A 20830-nucleotide genomic window follows, 5' to 3' on the forward strand; every position below is an offset into this window, starting at 1 on the left:
CAATTTTGGGATTATTAATATCGGAAAATAAAAATGATAATGACGTTATACAACGTTATTCCTTCCCGGCGAAACAAAATTATTTGCGCCGTCTGCAAGATGACACCTTTTGCTTTGGTACATTGCTGCCATTGATTATTTGCGTTTTATAATAATCAAAAAGAATAAATGTTATTAAGTCTGCATTAATAATTTACATATAAGAAACAAATTCAGCGCAGAGGCGATTAAAAACATGATGCATTTCGCAATTATTTTCACTGTCCTTGTGTTCCCGTTTTTTCCTCTGGGACGCACCGTCTGATTATTGCTGATAAACCAGGCATTCCCGGGACATTTTTTTTGCAAGATTGTTGGCAATGAAAACAGATTTCCCCGTCGAAAACAGCCCTCCCTCTGTCGCACACTATTTTCAGTCAATTTTCCCTACTGTCGATAATGACGCACCACGTCATCATCCACACGAGAATCACTGGAGATGCCATGAAAATAATAACCTGCTTTAAGTTGGTGCCTGAAGAACAGGACATTGTTGTTACCCCACAGCGCTCGCTTAACTTTGACCGGGCCGATGCCAAAATCAGCCAGTTTGACTTAAATGCGATAGAGGCCGCAGCGCAGCTTAGCGCAGAGGGTGATGAAATCGTCGCCTTAACGGTGGGCGGGTCGCTACTACAAAACTCCAAAGTGCGTAAAGACGTGCTGTCCCGCGGGCCGGACAGTTTGTATATGGTGCAGGATCCACAACTGGAGCATTCATTACCCCGGGATACCGCTCAGGCGCTGGCTTGTGCGGCCAAAAATATGGATTTCGACCTGATGCTGTTCGGTGAAGGATCGGGGGATATCTACGCGCAGCAGGTCGGCTTACTGGTTGGCGAACTATTACAGCTCCCGGTGATTAATGCCGTCAGCAGCATCCAACGTAACGGCGATCGCCTTGTGGTTGAGCGCACGCTTGAAGATGAAGTCGAAGTAATTGATCTGCCGCTCCCCGCTGTACTGTGCGTGACGTCGGATATCAACACACCGCGTATTCCCTCGATGAAGGCGATTCTGGGCGCGGGTAAAAAACCGGTCACCCCGTGGCAAGCCAGCGATATTGGTTGGATACCTGCGTCACCGTTAGCGGAACTGGTGAGCCTTACCGTGCCGCCGCAAACAGAACGTCAGCACATCATTCTGGAAAATGACTCAGCAGAAGCCATTGCCGAACTGGCTGAACACCTGAAAAAAGCCCTGAACTAAGCCCAACGGAGAGAAATCATCATGAGTAAATTAGCCAACGTCTGGGTGTTCAGCGATAACGTAGAACGCTATGCAGAATTAATGGCCGGCGCTCGCCTGTGGGGTGAGCAGGTACACCTTATCGTACAAGGCAGCGACCAGGCCAATCAGTTGCAAGCCCTGGGCGCCGATAAGATAGTCGTGCTCGACGCAACCTCCGGTTTACAGCGTGTTGAAAATTACGCTGAGACCATCGCCGCCCTGATGCAGGAACACGCCGGGCTGCTGCTGATGTCCGCGACTAAACGAGCCAAATCTCTTGGCGCACGCTTAAGCATTCAGCTCAACGCAGCGATGGTGAACGACGCCACATCGGTAACGCTGGATGCAGGCACACTGTTCGCCGAACACCGGATGTATGGTGGTCTGGCATTTGGCAAAGAAAAAATCAAAAGTACGCTGGCGATTATCACGCTTGCCCCAGGCCAGCTTGAACCGGTCGCGGAAAACGCCTCACACAACTGCCCGGTTGTCTCAGCAACGTACATCGCGCCGCACTATGAAGTGATGTGCCTGGAGCGTCGCGCCAAATCCGTGAGCAGCGTGGATCTCAGCAAAGCCAAGCGCGTGGTGGGTGTGGGTCGCGGCCTGGTGGCGCAAAACGATCTGGAAATGGTGCGCCAACTGGCATCGGTGCTGGGTGCTGAAGTGGGTTGTTCACGACCGATTGCCGAAGGCGAAAACTGGATGGAACGCGAACGCTACATTGGCGTTTCTGGCGTGTTATTGAAATCAGACCTGTATCTCACGCTGGGCATCTCAGGACAAATTCAGCATATGGTCGGCGGTAACGGCGCGAAAGTCATTGTCGCCATCAACAAAGATAAAAAAGCCCCTATTTTCAATTACGCCGATTACGGTCTGGTGGGCGACATCTACAAAGTGGTTCCGGCCCTAATCGACCATCTCAGCCGCTAATCCCGTTAACGCACATCTCCCGCTGCCCTCGCGGCGGGAAAGGAGCATAAAGCATGTCAGATGAAAAATTTGATGCCATTGTGGTCGGTGCTGGTGTAGCGGGTACAATGGCAGGTTACGTTATGGCCCGGGCCGGACTGGACGTACTGGTCATTGAGCGCGGCAACAGTGCGGGCAGTAAAAATATGACCGGCGGGAGACTCTACGCGCATAGCCTTGAGCGCATCATGCCCGGATTCGCGCAGGAAGCGCCTCTCGAACGTAAAGTCACCCGCGAAAAAATCTCCTTCCTGACCGAAGAGAGCGCCGTTACCCTCGACTTCCATCGTGAAAAAGACAACGCGCCAGCGCAGGACTCTTACACCGTTTTGCGCAACCGGCTTGACCCATGGCTAATGGAAAAAGCGGAACAGGCTGGCGTGCAGTTCATCCCCGGCGTGCGCGTCGACGCGCTAATTCGCGAAGGCAATAAGGTCACCGGAGTGCAAGCCGGGGACGATATCCTCGAAGCCAATATTGTCATCCTTGCCGATGGCGTTAATTCTATGCTGGGACGGTCGCTGGGGATGGTTCCCCCCTCTTCTGCGCAGCACTATGCCGTTGGCGTAAAAGAGCTGATCGGCTTACCGTCGGCGGTGATTGCGGATCGGTTCAATCTGTCAGGCAACGAAGGTGCAGCCTGGCTGTTCGCAGGCTCACCGTCTGATGGACTGATGGGAGGCGGATTTCTGTATACCAACCAGGATTCCATCTCTCTGGGCCTGGTGTGTGGTCTGGGGGATATTGCCCATGCCACGAAAAGCATTCCGCAAATGCTGGAAGACTTTAAGCGACACCCGACTATTCGTCCGCTGATTGCCGGCGGTGAACTGCTGGAGTATTCCGCACATATGGTACCGGAAGGCGGTCTGGCAATGGTTCCGAAACTGGTTGATGACGGGGTAATGATCGTCGGCGATGCCGCTGGTTTCTGTCTGAATCTGGGTTATACCGTGCGCGGCATGGATTTGGCGATAGCTTCCGCAGAAGCCGCCGCCCAAACAGCCATTGCAGCAAAAGAGCGCCAGGATTACTCGGCCAGTAGCCTGATAGATTACAAACGCGCCCTCGAACAGGGCTGTGTGATGCGTGATTTACAGCATTTTCGCAAGATCCCGGCGCTGATGGAAAACCCGCGCCTGTTCACCCAGTATCCCCGCATGGTGGCCGATATCATGAACGATATGTTTACCGTTGACGGAAGCCCAAATCAGCCCGTTCGCAAGATGATCATGTCCCATGCCAGGCAAATTGGGCTGATGAACTTACTGAAAGACGGCATCAAGGGGGCCACCGCACTATGAATCAGGACACTAACGTTAACGTCGACGTCAAACTGGGCGTCAATAAATTTAATGTTGATGAAGGCCACCCGCACATCATTCTGGCTGAACATCCCGACCTTAATGAATTTCGCAAGTTGCTGAAAGCCTGCCCCGCCGGACTGTATAAACAGGATGAGAGTGGAAATATTCATTTTGATTCCGCAGGCTGCCTGGAGTGCGGCACCTGCCGGGTGCTGTGCGGTGACACGATCCTCACACAATGGGAATACCCGCTCGGAACATTTGGCGTTGATTTCCGCTACGGCTAATGGATTTTGCATGTTGTACGCCGGATTGGCCGCGCCGGCCATCCGGTCAGATGTATGCCGAAATAATCCTGGGAATAACTTCATGAGTATCACACTTACGTTTAACGCCGAACGTCGCCAGGCCTGGCGACAACTGGGTTTATGGGGAGATGCTTCGCTTGGCGATTACTGGCACCAAACCGCCAGAGCCATGCCGGATAAAATCGCCGTGGTTGATAATCATGGCGCTTCATATACCTACGCTGCACTCGACGATGCTGCCAGCAGTCTGGCAACCTGGTTTGTAGCCTGCGGGATCCAACCCGGCGATCGCATTGCCTTTCAGTTGCCTGGCTGGTGCGAGTTCACCATTATCTACCTGGCCTGCCTGAAAACCGGGGCCGTTTCCGTACCACTGCTGCCTGCCTGGCGCGAAGCGGAACTGGTGTGGGTACTGAACAAATGCAAAGCGAAGATTTTTTTCGCACCGACGTTGTTTAAACAGACCCGACCGGTTGATCTGATCCTCCCCTTGCAAAACCAGTTGCCGCATCTGCAACAGATTGTCGCCGTAGATAAACTGGCACCGGCCACCGCCTCGCTGGCGTTCAGCCAACTGCTTCAGGCTCCGCCATTAACCCAGGTTATTAACGTTCACGCCGATGAACTGGCTGCCGTGCTGTTTACCTCCGGGACCGAGGGAATGCCGAAAGGCGTAATGTTAACCCACAACAATATCCTTGCCAGCGAACGCGCCTACTGTGCCCGTCTCAATCTCACCTGGCAGGATGTGTTTTTGATGCCCGCCCCACTGGGACACGCTACCGGTTTTTTGCATGGCGTTACCGCGCCGTTTTTAATCGGCGCACGCAGCGTATTGTTGGATATATTCACCCCAACCGCCTGTCTTGAACTGCTCGAGCAACAACGCTGTACCTGCGTGCTCGGTGCAACCCCCTTCGTCTACGACATGTTGTGTAGTCTGGAAAAACGGCCCTGTGATCTCACATCACTACGTTTTTTCTTATGCGGTGGCACCACCATTCCGCAAAAGATTGCCCGTGACTGCCAACAGCGCGGCATTAAATTGTTAAGCATCTATGGTTCGACGGAGAGCTCGCCGCATGCGCTGGTCAATCTCGACGATTCACTTTCACGCATGATGAACACCGATGGATATGCCGCCGCAGGCGTGGAAATTAAAGTCGTCGATGAAGCGCGCAATACGTTGCCTGCAGGGATCGAAGGTGAAGAGGCCTCGCGTGGTCCCAATGTTTTTATGGGCTACCTCGATGAGCCTGAACTAACCGCCCGCGCGCTGGATAAAGATGGCTGGTATTACAGTGGCGACTTATGCCGCATGGACGAAGCGGGATACATCAAAATTACCGGGCGTAAAAAAGATATTATTGTGCGCGGTGGGGAAAACATCAGCAGCCGCGAAGTGGAAGATATTTTATTACAGCATCCGCGCATTCATGATGCCTGCGTTGTCGCGATGCCAGACGATCGGTTAGGTGAACGATCGTGCGCTTATGTGGTGCTGAAACCGCCGCATCATTCGCTGTCGCTGGAATCAGTGGTGGCCTTTTTTAGTCGCAAACGGGTGGCAAAGTATAAATATCCGGAACACATCGTCATTGTCGAAACGTTACCGCGCACGGCGTCCGGCAAGGTACAAAAATACCAGTTGCGTCAGGATATCATTCAGCGTTTGAGCGTGGAGAGTGTGGAAAGCGTTGAAGGGTAAAGTACCGGATGGCGATGCTAACACCTCTAATCCGGCCTACGTTGCATACTAACCGTAGGCCGGATAAGGCATTTACGCCACCATCCGGCATGATGTTACTTCTTCAGTTCAGCCAGGCTCAGCCAGGTCTGCACGACGGTGTCCGGGTTCAGCGACAGACTGTCGATCCCCTCTTCCATCAGCCAGGCAGCGAAGTCTTCGTGATCGGATGGACCCTGACCGCAAATACCCACGTATTTGCCCTGTTTCTTGGCTGCACGAATCGCCATCGACAGCAGCGCTTTCACCGCGTCGTTACGCTCGTCAAACAGTTCAGAAACCACACCAGAGTCACGGTCCAGTCCCAACGCCAGCTGCGTCATGTCGTTTGAACCGATGGAGAAACCGTCAAAGTACTCAAGGAACTGTTCGGCCAGCAAGGCGTTAGACGGGATCTCGCACATCATGATGATCTTCAGTCCGTTCTCACCGCGTTTCAGCCCCTGACGCGCCAGCTCTTCCACTACCGCTTTCGCCTGGGCAACGGTACGTACAAACGGTACCATCACTTCAACGTTAGTCAGGCCCATATCGTTACGGACACGTTTCACTGCGTCACATTCCAGCGCGAAACAGTCGCGGAAGCTATCAGCAATGTAACGGCCCGCCCCGCGGAAGCCCAGCATCGGGTTCTCTTCATGCGGCTCATAACGCTCACCGCCGACGAGGTTGGCATATTCGTTGGACTTAAAGTCTGACATACGCACGATAACGCGTTTTGGATAGAACGCCGCGCCCAGCGTGGCGATCCCTTCCGTCAGACGACCAACGTAGAATTCACGCGGGGAATCAAAACCTTTCATCATGCCGCGGATTTCGTTTTGCAGCTCAGGCGTCTGGTCATCGAACTCCAGCAACGCACGCGGGTGTACGCCAATCATGCGGTTGATGATAAATTCCAGACGCGCCAGGCCGACACCTTCGTTTGGCAGACAGGCGAAGTCGAAAGCCCGGTCCGGGTTACCCACGTTCATCATCACCTTCAACGGCAGATCCGGCATGGTTTCCACGCTGGAACTCTTCACGCTGAAGTCGAGCATCTCAGCATAAACATAACCGGTATCACCCTCGGCGCAGGAGACTGTGACTTTCTCACCATCCTTCATACGCTCGGTGGCATCACCACAGCCAACCACGGCCGGGATCCCCAGTTCACGGGCAATGATCGCCGCGTGACAGGTACGACCGCCACGGTTGGTGACAATCGCCGCCGCTTTCTTCATGATCGGTTCCCAGTCCGGGTCGGTCATGTCGGTAACCAGGACGTCGCCAGGTTCGATACGGTTCATTTCGCTGATGTCCTGAATGACTTTGACCGGACCCGCGCCAATGCGGTGACCGATAGCACGACCTTCAGCAATAATTTTACCCTGAGCATGCAGCGTATAACGCTCCATCACCTGGCCGCGCGAGCGCACGGTTTCCGGACGCGCCTGCACAATGAACAGCTTGCCGGTATGACCGTCTTTCGCCCATTCGATGTCCATCGGACGACCGTAGTGCTTCTCGATCTGTACCGCCTGCTTCGCCAGCTCCTGCACTTCTTCGTTGGTCAGGGAGAAAATGTCGCGCTGCTCCTGCGGTACATCTTCAATCGTCACCTGCTTGCCATGTTCCTGGGTTGGCGCGTAGACCATGCGGATTTTTTTCGAACCCATTGTGCGACGGACGATCGCCGGACGGTTTGCCGCCAGAGTCGGTTTGTGCACGTAGAATTCATCCGGGTTAACGGCACCCTGCACGACCATCTCGCCCAGGCCCCATGCGGAAGTGATGAACACCACCTGATCGAAACCGGATTCGGTATCGATGGAGAACATTACGCCGGAAGACGCGAGGTCTGAGCGCACCATCCGCTGAACGCCAGCAGAGAGCGCCACGCCACGATGGTCATAACCCTGGTGAACGCGATAAGAGATTGCTCGGTCGTTAAACAGCGAGGCAAAGACGTGTTTGATAGCAACCAGTACGGCATCAAATCCCTGGACGTTGAGGAAGGTTTCCTGCTGACCAGCAAATGACGCATCTGGCATATCTTCTGCGGTGGCGGAAGAGCGCACGGCAAAAGAGGCATGGGCATCGTCTGCTGACAGCTGCGCGTAGGCATCGCGGACGGCATTTTCCAGCTCCGGCTGGAAAGGAGTGTCGATAATCCACTGGCGGATCTGTGCGCCGGCTTTCGCAAGCTCGGTGACATCGTCAATATCCGTTTTATCCAGCAGCTCATAAATGCGCTGGTTTACACCGCTCTGGTCCAGAAACTGGTTAAACGCATCGGCGGTCGTTGCAAAACCATTCGGTACGGAAACACCCATACCGGAAAGGTTAGTAATCATTTCACCCAGGGAGGCATTTTTGCCCCCAACTCTGTCTACATCATTCATGCCGAGTTGGTTATACCAAAGCACCAGCGGTGACGAGCCATTGTTGGACATCGAACAATCCTTATATATGAACGAGGTTAGGAAACTCAATTTTGCGTAATTATCTTTGCATATTTACTTCAGCGAAAAAAACGGTGAATCGTTCAAGCAACTTTATTTTTTATTTTTTCAGATTGTTTCCGCATTTGCGCAAACCCGCGAGCCACAGGGGATCACCACAAAAACTACCGGTATAAACATTTGTTCCGAAAATGAAATGTACTTTTCAGTAAATATAAAAATACCGTTTCATTTTACAAAATAGATGCAGCAATATTCGCTTCTGGCGAATTTTAATTTATGCTTTCAGAGAATTATGTCAGCCCCAGGATGAGCAAAATGGATAATGCTGTTGATCGTCACGTATTTTATATTTCTGATGGTACGGCCATCACCGCCGAGGTATTGGGCCACGCGGTAATGTCGCAATTTCCGGTTACGATCAGCAGCATTACGCTGCCGTTTGTGGAAAATGAGAGTCGTGCGCGAGCGGTTAAAGACCAGATTGACGCGATCTATCAACAAACTGGCGTGCGCCCTCTGGTGTTTTACTCAATCGTTTTGCCGGAAATTCGCTCGATCATTTTGCAAAGCGAAGGATTTTGTCAGGATATCGTGCAGGCGTTGGTTGCCCCACTGCAGCAAGAGATGAAGCTCGACCCTACGCCGATCGCCCATCGTACCCACGGCCTGAACCCCGGCAACCTTAACAAGTACGACGCGCGCATTGCCGCCATTGATTACACCCTCGCCCATGACGACGGTATTTCGTTGCGCAACCTCGATCAGGCGCAGGTGATCCTGCTTGGCGTTTCCCGTTGCGGTAAAACCCCGACCAGTTTGTATCTGGCCATGCAGTTTGGCATTCGCGCGGCCAACTACCCCTTTATTGCCGATGATATGGATAATCTGGTGCTGCCAGCGTCCCTGAAGCCGTTACAGCATAAATTGTTCGGCCTGACCATTGACCCTGAGCGCCTGGCGGCCATCCGCGAAGAGCGCCGGGAAAACAGCCGTTACGCCTCAATGCGCCAGTGCCGGATGGAGGTTGCTGAGGTGGAAGCGCTGTACCGGAAAAACCAGATCCCATGGCTGAACAGTACCAATTATTCGGTAGAAGAGATTGCTACCAAGATCCTCGACATCATGGGGCTGAATCGCCGCATGTACTAGAATGCTAGTGCATTGGTTCGATTTTTTGTTATTATGCTCGCCACCAGGCAGGATGAGTATGATATTGTGATATACATCACTTCCCGGTAGTCCTGCCGTTGAAGCAACAAATTTCTGAGACAAGTAATGAACAGAACCGATGAACTCCGTACTGCGCGTATTGACAACCTGGTCACTCCAGCAGAGCTTGCGCAACGGCATCCTGTTTCGTCCTCCGTCGCCCGTCATGTTACGGACTCCCGACGCCGGATAGAAAAAATATTAAATGGTGAAGACGCTCGTTTACTGGTGATCGTAGGTCCCTGCTCGATTCACGATCTTGATGCCGCCATGGAATACGCGACGCGTTTACAGGCGCTGCGCGAAAAACATCAGGCGCGTCTGGAAATCGTGATGCGCACTTATTTTGAAAAACCGCGCACCGTAGTGGGCTGGAAAGGCTTAATTTCCGACCCAGATTTAAACGGCAGCTACCGCGTGAACCACGGCATTGAACTGGCACGCAAACTGCTGTTGCAGGTCAATGAACTGGGCGTACCCACGGCAACAGAATTCCTCGACATGGTGACCGGTCAGTTTATTGCCGATTTAATCAGTTGGGGAGCCATTGGCGCACGCACCACCGAAAGCCAGATCCACCGTGAAATGGCCTCTGCGCTTTCCTGCCCGGTCGGCTTTAAAAACGGTACGGATGGCAATACGCGTATTGCCGTCGATGCGATTCGCGCCTCCCGTGCCAGCCATATGTTCCTCTCTCCGGATAAAACCGGCCAGATGACCATTTATCAGACCAGCGGTAATCCTTACGGGCATATCATCATGCGCGGCGGTAAAAAGCCGAATTATTATGCTGAAGATATTGCCGCCGCCTGCGATACCCTGCACGAATTTTCCCTGCCTGAACATCTGGTGGTCGATTTTAGCCATGGCAATTGCCAGAAGCAGCATCGTCGTCAGTTAGACGTTTGTGATGATGTGTGCCAGCAAATTCGCAATGGTTCGACGGCGATTGCCGGGATTATGGCGGAGAGTTTCCTGCGTGAAGGTACGCAAAAAATCGTTAGCGGCCAGCCGCTGGTTTACGGCCAGTCCATTACCGACCCGTGCCTGAACTGGGAAGATACTGAACTACTGGTTGAAAAACTCGCCTCTGCGGTTGATAGCCGTTTTTAATGCTGTTCGCCGGGTAACATCACGTTGCCCGGTGCTAATCCTTTGTTTTCCCCTCCTTATTGTACAAAATCTATTCTCGTCACAATTATTTCACAAAAAGGCTTGCCGCAATTTTGCAGTTTGATGATAATGATTATCATTGTTAAATTGATTGTTATTTTTAAACACTATTCACGTATGGATAACACAACAACGCCCGCAAAAGAAAAAACACCGCCTGCCGTCGCGCCAAACGAGCGCCGAATTGACAGTAAAAGTCTGCTGGGCAAAGAGGGGCGTGTGATCATAGAACACGATGGTCAGCTCTATCTGCTGCGCCAGACACAAGCCGGAAAACTCATTCTGACCAAATAAACACCACTTTTCGCCAGCCACCCAGGTAGTACCCAGGCAGCCAGCGCTTTTCGATTTCCTAATGGAGAGTTGCTATGCCACACCTGCACACTGCATCCCTGCGCCCTTCGCTCTTGGCGCTGGCGATTATCAGTAACCTGCCCGCCGTCGCGTATGCGGCGGTAGAAGATATGACCGTCACCGCTACCGGCAATGCCCGTAGTGCTTTTGAAGCGCCGATGATGGTCAGCGTGATTGATGCCACCGCGCCGGAAAACCAGACCGCCAGCTCGGCAGCCGACCTGTTGCGTACGGTTCCGGGCCTGACCCTTGACGGCACCGGTCGCACTAACGGCCAGGACGTGAATCTGCGCGGCTACGATCGACGTGGCGTTCTGGTGCTGGTTGATGGCGTTCGTCAGGGAACCGACACCGGACACCTGAACAGTACCTTCCTCGATCCGGCGCTGATCAAACGCATCGAGGTCGTCCGTGGCCCTTCTGCACTGCTGTACGGTAGCGGCGCGTTAGGTGGTGTGATCGCCTATGACACAGCGGATGCCAAAGATCTGCTGGAAGCCGGACAAAACAGCGGTTATCGCGTGTTCGGTACCGCGGCAACCGGCGATCACAGCCTCGGTATGGGTGCCAGCGCGTTTGGTCGCACCGATACGCTGGACGGACTGCTTGCCTGGTCCAGTCGCGATCGCGGTGATTTGCGCCAGAGCAACGGTACTACGGCACCAAACGACGAAGCGATTAACAATATGCTGGCGAAAGGCAGCTGGAAAATTGACAGCGCCCAGACGCTGGCCGGCTCGCTGCGTTACTACAACAATGACGCCCGTGAACCTAAAAACCCGCAAACCAGCGCGGCGGATGCCACCAGCAACCCGATGACCGATCGCTCAACCATCCAGCGCGACGCGCAACTGACCTACTCGATTGCTCCAGCCGACAATAACTGGTTGAACGCGGATGCCCGCGTCTACTGGTCCGAAGCACGCATTAATGCGCAAAACACGGATAACACCGGCGAGTTTCGCAAACAAACCACCAAAGGCGGCAAAATCGACAACCGCAGCCGTCTGTTTACCGACTCTTTTGCATCTCATTTGCTGACCTACGGCGGGGAATACTATCGTCAGGAACAACAGCCAGGCGGCGCAACCACCGGTTTCCCGGAGGCAAAAATCGATTTCAGCTCCGGTTGGCTGCAAGATGAAATCACCCTGCGCGACCTGCCGGTTACGCTGCTGGGCGGTACCCGTTATGACTCTTATCGCGGCAGCAGCGACGGCTATGAAGATGTCGATGCCGATAAATGGTCGTCCCGCGCCGGGCTCACCGTTGCGCCAACCGACTGGCTGATGCTGTTCGGTTCATACGCTCAAGCCTTCCGTGCGCCGACCATGGGCGAGATGTATAACGATGCGAAACACTTCTCGATTGGCCGTTTTTACACCAACTACTGGGTGCCAAACCCTAACCTACGCCCGGAAACCAACGAAACCCAGGAATACGGATTTGGCCTGCGCTTTGACGATCTGTTGATGGCGAGCGATGCGCTCGAATTTAAAGCCAGCTATTTCGACACCAAAGCGAAAGATTACATCTCCACCAGCGTCGACTTCGCCGCCGCGACAACCATGTCCTATAACGTACCCAACGCCAAAATCTGGGGCTGGGACGTGATGGCGAAATATTCCGCCGATCTGTTCAGCCTCGACATGGCCTATAACCGTACGCGCGGCAAAGATACAGACACCGGCGAATATATTTCCAGCATTAACCCGGATACCGTCACCAGCAAACTGAACGTACCGGTTGCGCACAGCGGTTTCTCCGTTGGCTGGATAGGTACCTTTGCTGACCGTTCAACACATATCAGCAGCAGCTACACGAAACAGCCCGGTTATGCGGTAAACGATTTCTACGTGAGCTATCAGGGCCAACAAGCGCTGAAAGGCATGACCACCACGCTGGTACTGGGCAACGCCTTCGACAAAGAGTACTGGTCGCCGCAGGGCATTCCGCAGGATGGTCGTAATGGCAAAATTTTCGTGAGTTATCAGTGGTAATCACTTTTCCCCGGTTCGCCGGGGCAGCAATCTGGAAGGAAGAGACAATGAATCATTACACTCGCTGGCTGGAACTGAAGAAAGAAAATCCGGGCAAATACGCACGTGATATTGCGGGATTGATGAATATTAGCGAAGCCGAACTGACCTTCGCGCGCGTCGGTCATGACGCCTGGCGCTTACGGGGCGAAGTGCGTGAAATCCTCGGCGCACTGGAAGCCGTCGGCGAAACCAAATGTATATGCCGCAACGAATATGCGGTGCATGAGCAGGTTGGTGCGTTTACCAATCAGCACCTGAACGGTCATGCCGGACTGGTACTCAATCCGCGCGCTCTCGACCTGCGCCTGTTCCTCAATCAGTGGGCAAGCGTGTTCCATATCAGCGAAACAACCGCCCACGGCGAACGTCAGAGCATTCAGTTCTTTGACCATCAGGGGGATGCGCTGCTGAAGGTCTATGCCACACAGAATACCCTCATTGAGGAATGGGCTGCGTTGCTGACCCGTTTCATCTTCGCTGAAAACCCGCCTCTGGCGCTGCAACCCGCCACCCCTTCTGCTCCAGCCACCGTCACGGTCGATGCGCAGACTGTTGATCAAGAGTGGCGAGCCATGACCGATGTACACCAGTTCTTCGGTCTGCTGAAACGCCACGATCTCACCCGCCAACAGGCGTTTAACCTGGTGGGCGACGATCTGGCCTGTAAAGTCGCAAATAGCGCTCTGGCGCAGTTACTCGACACCGCGCGCCAGGATGGCAATGAAATTATGGTCTTTGTGGGTAATCGTGGCTGCGTACAGATTTTCACCGGTGCGATAGAAAAACTGGTGCCGATGAAAGGCTGGCTGAACATATTCAACCCGACATTTACCTTACACCTGCTGGAAGAGAGCGTGGCAGAAACATGGGTAACGCGCAAACCGACCGCCGATGGCCACGTCACCAGCCTGGAACTGTTTGCTGCCGACGGCACGCAAATCGCCCAGTTGTATGGTCAACGAACGGAAGGCGAACCGGAGCAGACGCAATGGCGCGCGCAAATTGACGCACTGACGCCGAAAGGGCTGGCCGCATGAAAAAACTGCTGGTCCTGATTGCGCTACTGCCCATCGTAGCGCTGGCTGCGTCCAGGGAACGGGTTGTTGCTCTCGGTGGCGATGTCACCGAGATTGTATACGCACTGGGAGCACAGTCTTCCCTTGTGGCGCGAGACAGCACCAGCCAGTGGCCTGAAGCAGCAAACGCCCTACCTGATGTCGGTTATTTGCGCCAACTCAACGCCGAAGGGATCCTTGCCACCCGTCCTACGCTGGTCCTTGCCAGCGCGCAGGCGCAGCCCTCTCTGGCGCTAAAACAGCTCGAACAGAGCAACGTCAGGGTTGTGACGATCCCGGCAAGCAACGAGCTTAACGTGATTGATGAAAAAATTCGCGTCATCGCCGAAGCCACCCATAGGGAGGCCGATGGCGAAACGCTGCGCACCCGCTTCCGTCAGGAACTGGCGGCGCTGCCGTCATCTGAACTCAACAAACGCGTGCTGTTTATTCTCAATCATGGCGGGATGACCGCGATGGCGGCGGGCCAGCAAACCGCAGCCGATGCGGCTATTCGTGCCGCCGGTTTGCGCAACGCAATGCAGGGTGTTAACCGCTATCAGCCGCTGTCGCAGGAAGGTGTCATTGCCAGCCAGCCCGATCTGGTGGTGATTTCACAGGACGGCGTTAAGGCGATGGGGGGCGAAGATAACCTGTGGGCGCTGCCGGGCCTGGCGCAGACGCCTGCCGGACGAAATAAACAGGTATTGCAGGTTGACGATATGGCGCTGCTCGGCTTTAGCGTACGCACCCCGCAGGCCATTTTGCAGCTTCGCGCTAAAGCTGAGCAATTGCCCTGATGTCGCGACGTATCCGTTGTTCTTTATGGACACTCGCACTCATGTTGGTCGTGATGACAATCATGGCCACCGGTTTTGGCGCGTTGCGCCTGCCGGTAAGTCTGCTGTGGCGTGATGGCGATGAGGCACTGCGTCAAATCTGGCTCACCATTCGCCTGCCCCGCGTCCTGCTGGCGCTGGTGATTGGCGGTTCTCTGGCGCTCGCGGGCTGCGTGATGCAGGGCCTGTTTCGCAACCCGCTTGCCGATCCGGGATTACTGGGAATAAGCAGCGGAGCCGCCTGCGCCGTCGCCCTGTGGGTAGTGCTGCCGGTCTCTTTGCCCGCGCTGTTGATGCTGTACGCCCCCATGCTGGCCGCTTTTCTCGGTGCGCTGGCAGCTACGGTGGTTATTTTTATCCTTAGCCAACAGCGCGACGCTTCACTCTCACGTCTGCTGTTGGTCGGTATTGCCATCAACGCGCTGTGCGGGGCGGCGGTTGGCGTTCTGTCGTGGGTCAGTAATGACGCGCAACTGCGCCAGCTGTCGCTATGGGGGATGGGCAGTCTGGGGGCCGCGCAATGGTCCACGCTGCTGGCTGTCACTTCATTGACTGTCCCGACGGTGCTGATCATTTGGCGTCTGGCACCGGCGCTGAACCTGCTGCAGTTAGGTGAGGAAGAGGCGCATTACCTCGGCGTAGATGTGCGTACCGTTCAGCGTGTTTTGCTACTTTGTAGCGCATTGCTGGTTGCCGCAGCCGTGGCGGTAAGCGGCGTAATTGGCTTTATCGGGCTGGTTATCCCGCATCTGATGCGCATGTGGCTCGGCTCAGACCATCGGGCCGTTATCCCAGGTTCCGTGCTGGCGGGCGCATTTTTATTGCTGATAGCCGACACGCTGGCCCGTACGGCGGTTGCGCCTGCGGAAATGCCGGTCGGTTTGCTAACCAGTCTTCTGGGCGCACCGTGGTTTTTATGGCTTATTTTTCGTCAGCGAGGACCGCATGGCTGAACATTTCATCGCTGAAGGGCTTCACTATCGCGTCGCGGGCAGAGCGGTGATTGACGACGTCTCTCTTGCTCTCGAAAAAGGTGAACTGGTGGCGCTCATCGGCCCAAACGGTGCGGGGAAATCCACCCTGCTGCGCCTGCTGACCGGTTTTCTGAAACCGGCTACAGGGCGTTGCGTGCTGGCGGGTAAACCGCTGGATGAATGGCATACCCAGACACTGTCGCGGCATCGGGCGGTGATGCGCCAGCAAACACAACTGGGATTTGACTGGCCGGTAGAGGCCGTCATCGCGATGGGGCGTGCGCCCTGGACCTCGCGGTCGGAACCTCGACTTATCGCTCAGGTGATGGAAATGACCGGATGTACACCGCTGGCGGGCCGGCAATACGCCGCGCTTTCCGGCGGCGAACAACAGCGAGTACAGTTAGCCCGTGCACTGGCGCAACTTTGGTGCGACGGCGCGCCTCGCGGCTGGTTATTCCTTGATGAACCGACCTCTGCGCTGGATCTTTACCACCAGCAGCATCTGTTGCGCTTGCTGAAGACGCTTACCGCTTCACAAGAGCTGCATGTGTGCATTGTGCTTCACGATCTGAATCTCGCCGCACTGTGGGCAGACAGAATAGTGTTGCTGCACAACGGCAGGCTGGTGTCGCAGGGAACGCCTGAGGCCGTGTTACAGGCCGATGACCTGAAACGCTGGTATGGCGCGCAGGTACACGTTGGCCAGCATCCGGCCAACGGATCCCCACAGGTGTTTCTGGCCCCTTAGCTTGAACAGCTCACTTCCAGCCGTTTGCCCCAGTCAGGTGGACGGCTGACATAGTCATCATCACGATCGACAAATGGGGTACGCAACGCCTCGTGTAACCGATGCAGCTCGGCGTAATCCCCCTGCTCTGCCTGATTAATCGCCCGTTGCGCCAACCAGTTACGCAATACCATCGCCGGATTAGCCGCCTTCATCTGCGTTTGTCTGTCTGCGTCGGCAATGTTGTCTTGCTGCAGGCGTGAGCGATACCGCGTGAACCAGTCGTCAAACGCTGCGCGGTCGATAAACTCATAGCGCAGCGGGGATTGCGCGCTGTGTTGTTCCGTCTGACTGAGCATGCGAAACGTTCGGGTATAGTCGCTTCTTTCCCGCGCCATCAGGTTAAACAGTTCACTAAGCAGTTCGTTATCGTTTTTTTGCTCGCTAAAGAAGCCAAGCTTTTGTCGCATCCGCTGACCGTAGCGTGTTAACAGCGCCAGTTGATAACTGTCCAGCGCATCATTAAGCGCCTCGACCGGGATAAATGGCGACAGAGTTTGCGCCAGACGTTGCAGGTTCCAAAGCGCCGCAGCCGGTTGATTATCGAAACTGTATCGCCCCTGGTTGTCTGAGTGGTTGCAGATAAAATCGGGCACGTAGTCATCAAGGAAACCGAATGGGCCGTAATCCATCGTCAGTCCCAGAATCGACATGTTGTCGGTGTTCATGACACCATGCGCAAATCCTACCGCCTGCCAGTCCGCGATTAACGTCGCAGTACGCGTGACAACATCGTTAAACCACAGCTGATACTTATCGGCTTCTTCCTGCCATTGCGGCCAATAATAGCGAATCGCAAAGTTAGCCAACTGGCGCACTTTTTCCGGCTCGCGGCGATAGTAAAAATGCTCAAAATGGCCAAAGCGCATATGGCTTTGCGCCACGCGAATGAGCATCGCCCCTGATTCTACCGTTTCGCGATACACCGGCGTGTCGCTGGTAACAATCGACAATGCCCGCGTGGTCGGTATTCCCAGGTAATGCATCGCTTCGCTGGCCAGGCTTTCGCGAATTGTCGAGCGCAGTACGGCGCGACCATCCCCCATACGGGAATAAGGCGTAAGTCCGGCGCCTTTCAGGTGCCAGTCACACGTTGAGCCGTCAGCGAGCTGTTGTTCGCCCAACAGGATCCCGCGTCCATCGCCAAGCTGGCCCGCCCAGACGCCAAACTGATGTCCGCTATAAACTTGCGCTAAAGGCGACATCCCGGGAAGAAACGATTCACCGCCCCAAACACCGGCTCCGGTCGGAATATCAAATAGCGTCTCTGGAATAGCTAATTGCTCCGCCAGCGCATCGTTATGCCAGATCAGGCGCGCGTTTTTCAGGGGAGTGGGTGAAAGTGCTGTATAGGTTGCTGGTAATTCATCACGCCAGCGGGTGGTAAAAGACAGGGTCATAGGGCCTCCTGTCTCTAGTGTAGACTGTTAAAAGCCTGTTAAACACCAGCAAATATGAGGGTTATATCTTCGCGAGCGAAATTATCTGCGCGGGGGGCACAGCAGGCCACAGCGCGCCCTGCATGGCGCTGAATCCCAGAGGCAGTACGCGCGCTAACATCTCGGGTGTATCAATACCGCTAATGATAATTGACTCACTGCTGGGAAATAGCTGTGCCAGGATAGCCCGCATAAATGGCTCAAACGAAATATGTGTAATCCTTTGTTGAACAAAGTTTTTATCGAGCACGACGCGTTTGAACAGCCCATCAAAAATTGCCCGATTTGATATGCCGCCAGCACCATAGTTTGTCAGTACTAATGGAAATCGCGCCGCCAGTGCTGCCAGCGTTGGATTCGCTTTTCCATTATTTAACTCTGGATAGTTTTCATTAATAGCCAGTTCCAGAAATGACAATCGTTCAACTTGTGAAGCAAATTTAGTATCTGATAATAAAGTATTAGCAATTGCCGGCGTTAAATTAATCCAGGCAGAAACCTTTCGTTGAATAAAAAAATGTTGGCACGTTTCGATTAATTCAAGCTTTTCGGTAAATAAGCGACATTGCTCTTCGTCCGACATCCGAGGTAGGACCAGCTCGGTGGGTATACGCACATCCCCCTGCGCACTGGCAAAACTGGTAATGATATCTACGTATTCAAGATCGCCTTTTTCGTTTCTCGCAGGGAGAAAAGAGAACTCTGAATGGTAAAGAGTATCCATTGAAACAATCATCGTGCCAGCCCCTCTGCATAGGTGTTATCCGGCATCCTGTAGCAAAGGATGGAGAAATACGTTATTGCTGATGCAAGTAGAGGCCCTTTCATTTTTCCCTTTATAGCCAGTAAATCGAATCCTTTTTTTTAGCTTATCCTGATTATAAGCGAATATCCAGCTTTGCACTTTTTAATATCTCGGAATAAATCATATTTTTAGCAAGATACGCTCTTAATGTTCAGGGGTATTGTCCGGCTGGCGGCAGAAATAAGAAGTTACTAACAAATGGAAATGTCGAGGCTGCTCAGCCGTAGGCAGCCTCGTGACTGATGAGGATTAAATACGTCGCGCCTGCCAAAAGTTTTTGCGCCAGTAAACGTTGTCCAGTGACGAGCGCATCACACCACGGCTGGTTGAGGCATGAATAAATTGATTATTGGTATCGTAAATTCCGACATGCAGACCGCTTTCCCCAGACCCGGTTTTAAAGAACACCAGATCGCCGGGCAGCAAATCATCTTTATCAATTTCGGTACCAATCTTTGATTGCGTGCGCGTATCACGCGGGAGTTGCAGATCGAATTTATCGCGCATTGTCATCAATACAAATCCAGAACAATCCACTCCGCTACGGCTCATGCCGCCATAACGATAGGGTGTGCCATGCCAGGTTTGTAGCTGGTCATTAAGCCCGGCGATAACGGCGATAGAATCCGACAAGCGGGCATTTGGCGCAGGAGCACGATGGCTGCTGCAGCCCGCCAAAAACAATGCTGTGATGAAAAGAAGCCAAAAGCGCATTCAGGACGAATCCTCTGAATTATATTTTTATGTCAATTTAGCGTGGAAATTATATGATTTTCAAGAACCCATTTAACTTAAGTGGTTGATATGAGCATTCTGTGGCCTTCAATATCCAAACGACGGAAGTTCACACCATAAGCCGCAGACAGATTGGCCGGCGTTAGTACCGCATCACGAGCACCACTGGCAAGCAGCTTCCCGCGTTTGAGGAGCCAGGCCTTGTGCGCATGACGTAAGGTGTGATTAAGGTCATGGCTGCTCATTACAATCGCGATGCCCTGCAAACACAACTGACCCAGCATCCGGTCCAGTGCATTTTGTTGCGCCACGTCCAGGCTGTTCATCGGCTCATCCAGCAGCAAAAGCTGGCCGAATGGATTCGCTTGTGGGCAAATCTGCAGGATAACCGCAGCCAGGCGCACGCGCTGCCACTCACCGCCAGAGAGCTGATTCACGCTGCGTCCCAGCTTATCCCCAAGCCCAAGCGCATCGGCGACTTCCTGTAACAGATCGGTGCGTGCTTTATCGGGTTGATGCAGCGTCAGAAAATGCCAGACCGGCATCGCAAACGGTGGGTTTTGCTGTTGCGCAAGATAAGCGCGATATTGCGCCAGCTTTGCTGCCGGCCATTCATCCAATGACACATCACCAAAGGTGATGCTGCCCTTGCCGGTCGTCAGCCCCGCCATTCGCGCCAACAGCGTGCTCTTTCCTGCGCCGTTAGGTCCCACTAAATGCAGGATCTCCCCTGCTTTTATCTCACCAGAAAGCGGGCCGAGTCGGGTCGATTCTGCTACGTCCTGTAGCTGCATCAATCGTGACATTAGTTTGCCAGCGCCGTCTTGATGGATTGCACCAGAACAGGATCCTCAGGCGTCATATCGGGTGAAAATCGTTGCAGTACCTGACCATCCCGACCCACTAAAAACTTCTCGAAATTCCACAGAATATCGTCCGGGTAGAGCGGCGCCCGACCTTTACTCGCCATACGCTCATAGAATCCACTATCCGCAGGCGCAACGGCGGTTGGCGCGGCATCAATCAGTTTCTGATACAGCGGATGGCGTCCCTCGCCGTTGACCTCAATTTTGCTGAACATCGGGAAGGTAACGCCCCAGGTGGTACTGCAGTACGTTTTTATTTCCTCTTCACTGCCCGGCTCCTGGCCCAGAAACTGGTTGCAGGGGAACCCAAGAACGGTAAAGCCCTGCTGATGCCAGGCTTTCTGCAGATTCTCCAGTTGCTCATATTGCGGCGTTAGCCCGCATTTTGAAGCAACATTAACGATTAACAGCACATTTCCAGCATATGGCTGCAGTGAGGTCACCTCGCCGTCGATGGTCGTCACGTCTGTATCGAGGATAGTGTTTTGCATAGCAT

Annotated in this window: 19 protein-coding genes; 13 read left to right on the forward strand and 6 right to left on the reverse strand. The window is 53.8% G+C overall.

Annotated features, from left to right (window positions below; all coding sequences use genetic code 11):
- Positions 1-483 precede the first annotated feature (483 nt).
- The 5 genes from HVZ39_RS14300 to fadK all read left to right on the forward strand — a co-directional run bounded on the left by HVZ39_RS14300 (position 484) and on the right by fadK (position 5567).
- Entirely contained in the window at positions 484-1248 is a 765-nt protein-coding gene (locus tag HVZ39_RS14300; protein ID WP_016152890.1) for an electron transfer flavoprotein, read from the forward strand.
- 21 nt (positions 1249-1269) lie between these two features.
- Positions 1270-2205 (forward strand): electron transfer flavoprotein subunit alpha, encoded by a 936-nt coding sequence (locus HVZ39_RS14305; RefSeq protein WP_181632587.1) that lies wholly within the window; start codon positions 1270-1272, stop codon positions 2203-2205.
- A gap of 53 nt (positions 2206-2258) precedes the next feature.
- Positions 2259-3548, forward strand: coding sequence for an FAD-dependent oxidoreductase (locus tag HVZ39_RS14310; protein WP_181632588.1), 1290 nt, complete (start codon positions 2259-2261; stop codon positions 3546-3548).
- Positions 3545-3838 carry a ferredoxin gene (locus tag HVZ39_RS14315; RefSeq protein ID WP_016152887.1) on the forward strand — a complete coding sequence of 98 codons (294 nt, stop codon included), beginning with the start codon at positions 3545-3547 and terminating at the stop codon, positions 3836-3838. The genes HVZ39_RS14310 and HVZ39_RS14315 overlap by 4 nt, the downstream gene beginning before the upstream one ends.
- An 82-nt stretch (positions 3839-3920) precedes the next feature.
- Positions 3921-5567, forward strand: coding sequence for a medium-chain fatty-acid--CoA ligase (fadK, locus tag HVZ39_RS14320; RefSeq protein WP_181632589.1), 1647 nt, complete (start codon positions 3921-3923; stop codon positions 5565-5567).
- Between the two features lie 95 nt (positions 5568-5662).
- On the opposite strand, the gene ppsA is transcribed toward fadK, so the two are convergent.
- The gene (gene ppsA / locus HVZ39_RS14325; protein WP_019076667.1) at positions 5663-8041 is read right to left on the reverse strand and encodes a phosphoenolpyruvate synthase; all 2379 of its coding nucleotides are present in this window, start codon (positions 8039-8041) and stop codon (positions 5663-5665) included.
- Positions 8042-8368: 327 nt separating this feature from the next.
- Between ppsA and ppsR the strand changes: the two genes are divergently transcribed.
- From ppsR to HVZ39_RS14365, 8 genes are all read left to right on the forward strand, one after another.
- A complete protein-coding gene (gene ppsR, locus HVZ39_RS14330) occupies positions 8369-9202 on the forward strand; it encodes a posphoenolpyruvate synthetase regulatory kinase/phosphorylase PpsR (RefSeq protein WP_016152884.1) in 834 nt (277 codons plus the stop codon).
- A gap of 126 nt (positions 9203-9328) precedes the next feature.
- The gene (gene aroH, locus HVZ39_RS14335; protein ID WP_016152883.1) at positions 9329-10375 is read left to right on the forward strand and encodes a 3-deoxy-7-phosphoheptulonate synthase AroH; all 1047 of its coding nucleotides are present in this window, start codon (positions 9329-9331) and stop codon (positions 10373-10375) included.
- A 177-nt stretch (positions 10376-10552) separates the two neighbouring features.
- Entirely contained in the window at positions 10553-10729 is a 177-nt protein-coding gene (gene hemP / locus HVZ39_RS14340; RefSeq protein ID WP_137367684.1) for a hemin uptake protein HemP, read from the forward strand.
- A gap of 74 nt (positions 10730-10803) precedes the next feature.
- Positions 10804-12789 carry a TonB-dependent hemoglobin/transferrin/lactoferrin family receptor gene (locus HVZ39_RS14345; protein WP_181632590.1) on the forward strand — a complete coding sequence of 662 codons (1986 nt, stop codon included), beginning with the start codon at positions 10804-10806 and terminating at the stop codon, positions 12787-12789.
- A 47-nt stretch (positions 12790-12836) separates the two neighbouring features.
- Positions 12837-13868: a hematinate-forming heme oxygenase ChuS gene (gene chuS / locus HVZ39_RS14350; protein WP_181632591.1), complete on the forward strand. Its 1032-nt coding sequence runs from the start codon at positions 12837-12839 to the stop codon at positions 13866-13868.
- Entirely contained in the window at positions 13865-14686 is an 822-nt protein-coding gene (locus tag HVZ39_RS14355) for a hemin ABC transporter substrate-binding protein (protein WP_181632592.1), read from the forward strand. The genes chuS and HVZ39_RS14355 overlap by 4 nt, the downstream gene beginning before the upstream one ends.
- Positions 14686-15678: an iron ABC transporter permease gene (locus HVZ39_RS14360; RefSeq protein ID WP_032947022.1), complete on the forward strand. Its 993-nt coding sequence runs from the start codon at positions 14686-14688 to the stop codon at positions 15676-15678. Before HVZ39_RS14355 ends, HVZ39_RS14360 begins: the two co-directional genes overlap by 1 nt.
- Entirely contained in the window at positions 15671-16450 is a 780-nt protein-coding gene (locus HVZ39_RS14365; RefSeq protein ID WP_181220500.1) for a heme ABC transporter ATP-binding protein, read from the forward strand. The genes HVZ39_RS14360 and HVZ39_RS14365 overlap by 8 nt, the downstream gene beginning before the upstream one ends.
- On the opposite strand, the gene selO is transcribed toward HVZ39_RS14365, so the two are convergent.
- From selO to HVZ39_RS14390, 5 genes are all read right to left on the reverse strand, one after another.
- Positions 16447-17889: a protein adenylyltransferase SelO gene (selO, locus tag HVZ39_RS14370; RefSeq protein WP_181632593.1), complete on the reverse strand. Its 1443-nt coding sequence runs from the start codon at positions 17887-17889 to the stop codon at positions 16447-16449. The genes HVZ39_RS14365 and selO overlap by 4 nt on opposite strands.
- 61 nt (positions 17890-17950) lie before the next feature.
- Positions 17951-18664 carry an EAL domain-containing protein gene (locus tag HVZ39_RS14375; RefSeq protein WP_016152875.1) on the reverse strand — a complete coding sequence of 238 codons (714 nt, stop codon included), beginning with the start codon at positions 18662-18664 and terminating at the stop codon, positions 17951-17953.
- A 318-nt stretch (positions 18665-18982) separates the two neighbouring features.
- Positions 18983-19447, reverse strand: a complete 465-nt coding sequence (locus HVZ39_RS14380; protein WP_003832591.1) for an NlpC/P60 family protein — start codon at positions 19445-19447, stop codon at positions 18983-18985.
- Positions 19448-19524: 77 nt separating this feature from the next.
- On the reverse strand, positions 19525-20274 hold the full coding sequence (btuD, locus tag HVZ39_RS14385; protein WP_181632594.1) for a vitamin B12 ABC transporter ATP-binding protein BtuD: 750 nt from the start codon (positions 20272-20274) through the stop codon (positions 19525-19527).
- Positions 20274-20825: a glutathione peroxidase gene (locus tag HVZ39_RS14390; protein ID WP_016156341.1), complete on the reverse strand. Its 552-nt coding sequence runs from the start codon at positions 20823-20825 to the stop codon at positions 20274-20276. Before HVZ39_RS14390 ends, btuD begins: the two co-directional genes overlap by 1 nt.
- Positions 20826-20830 lie beyond the last annotated feature (5 nt).

It is taken from the genome of Citrobacter sp. RHB35-C21 (assembly GCF_013816515.1).
Classification (GTDB): Bacteria; Pseudomonadota; Gammaproteobacteria; order Enterobacterales; family Enterobacteriaceae; genus Citrobacter; species Citrobacter braakii.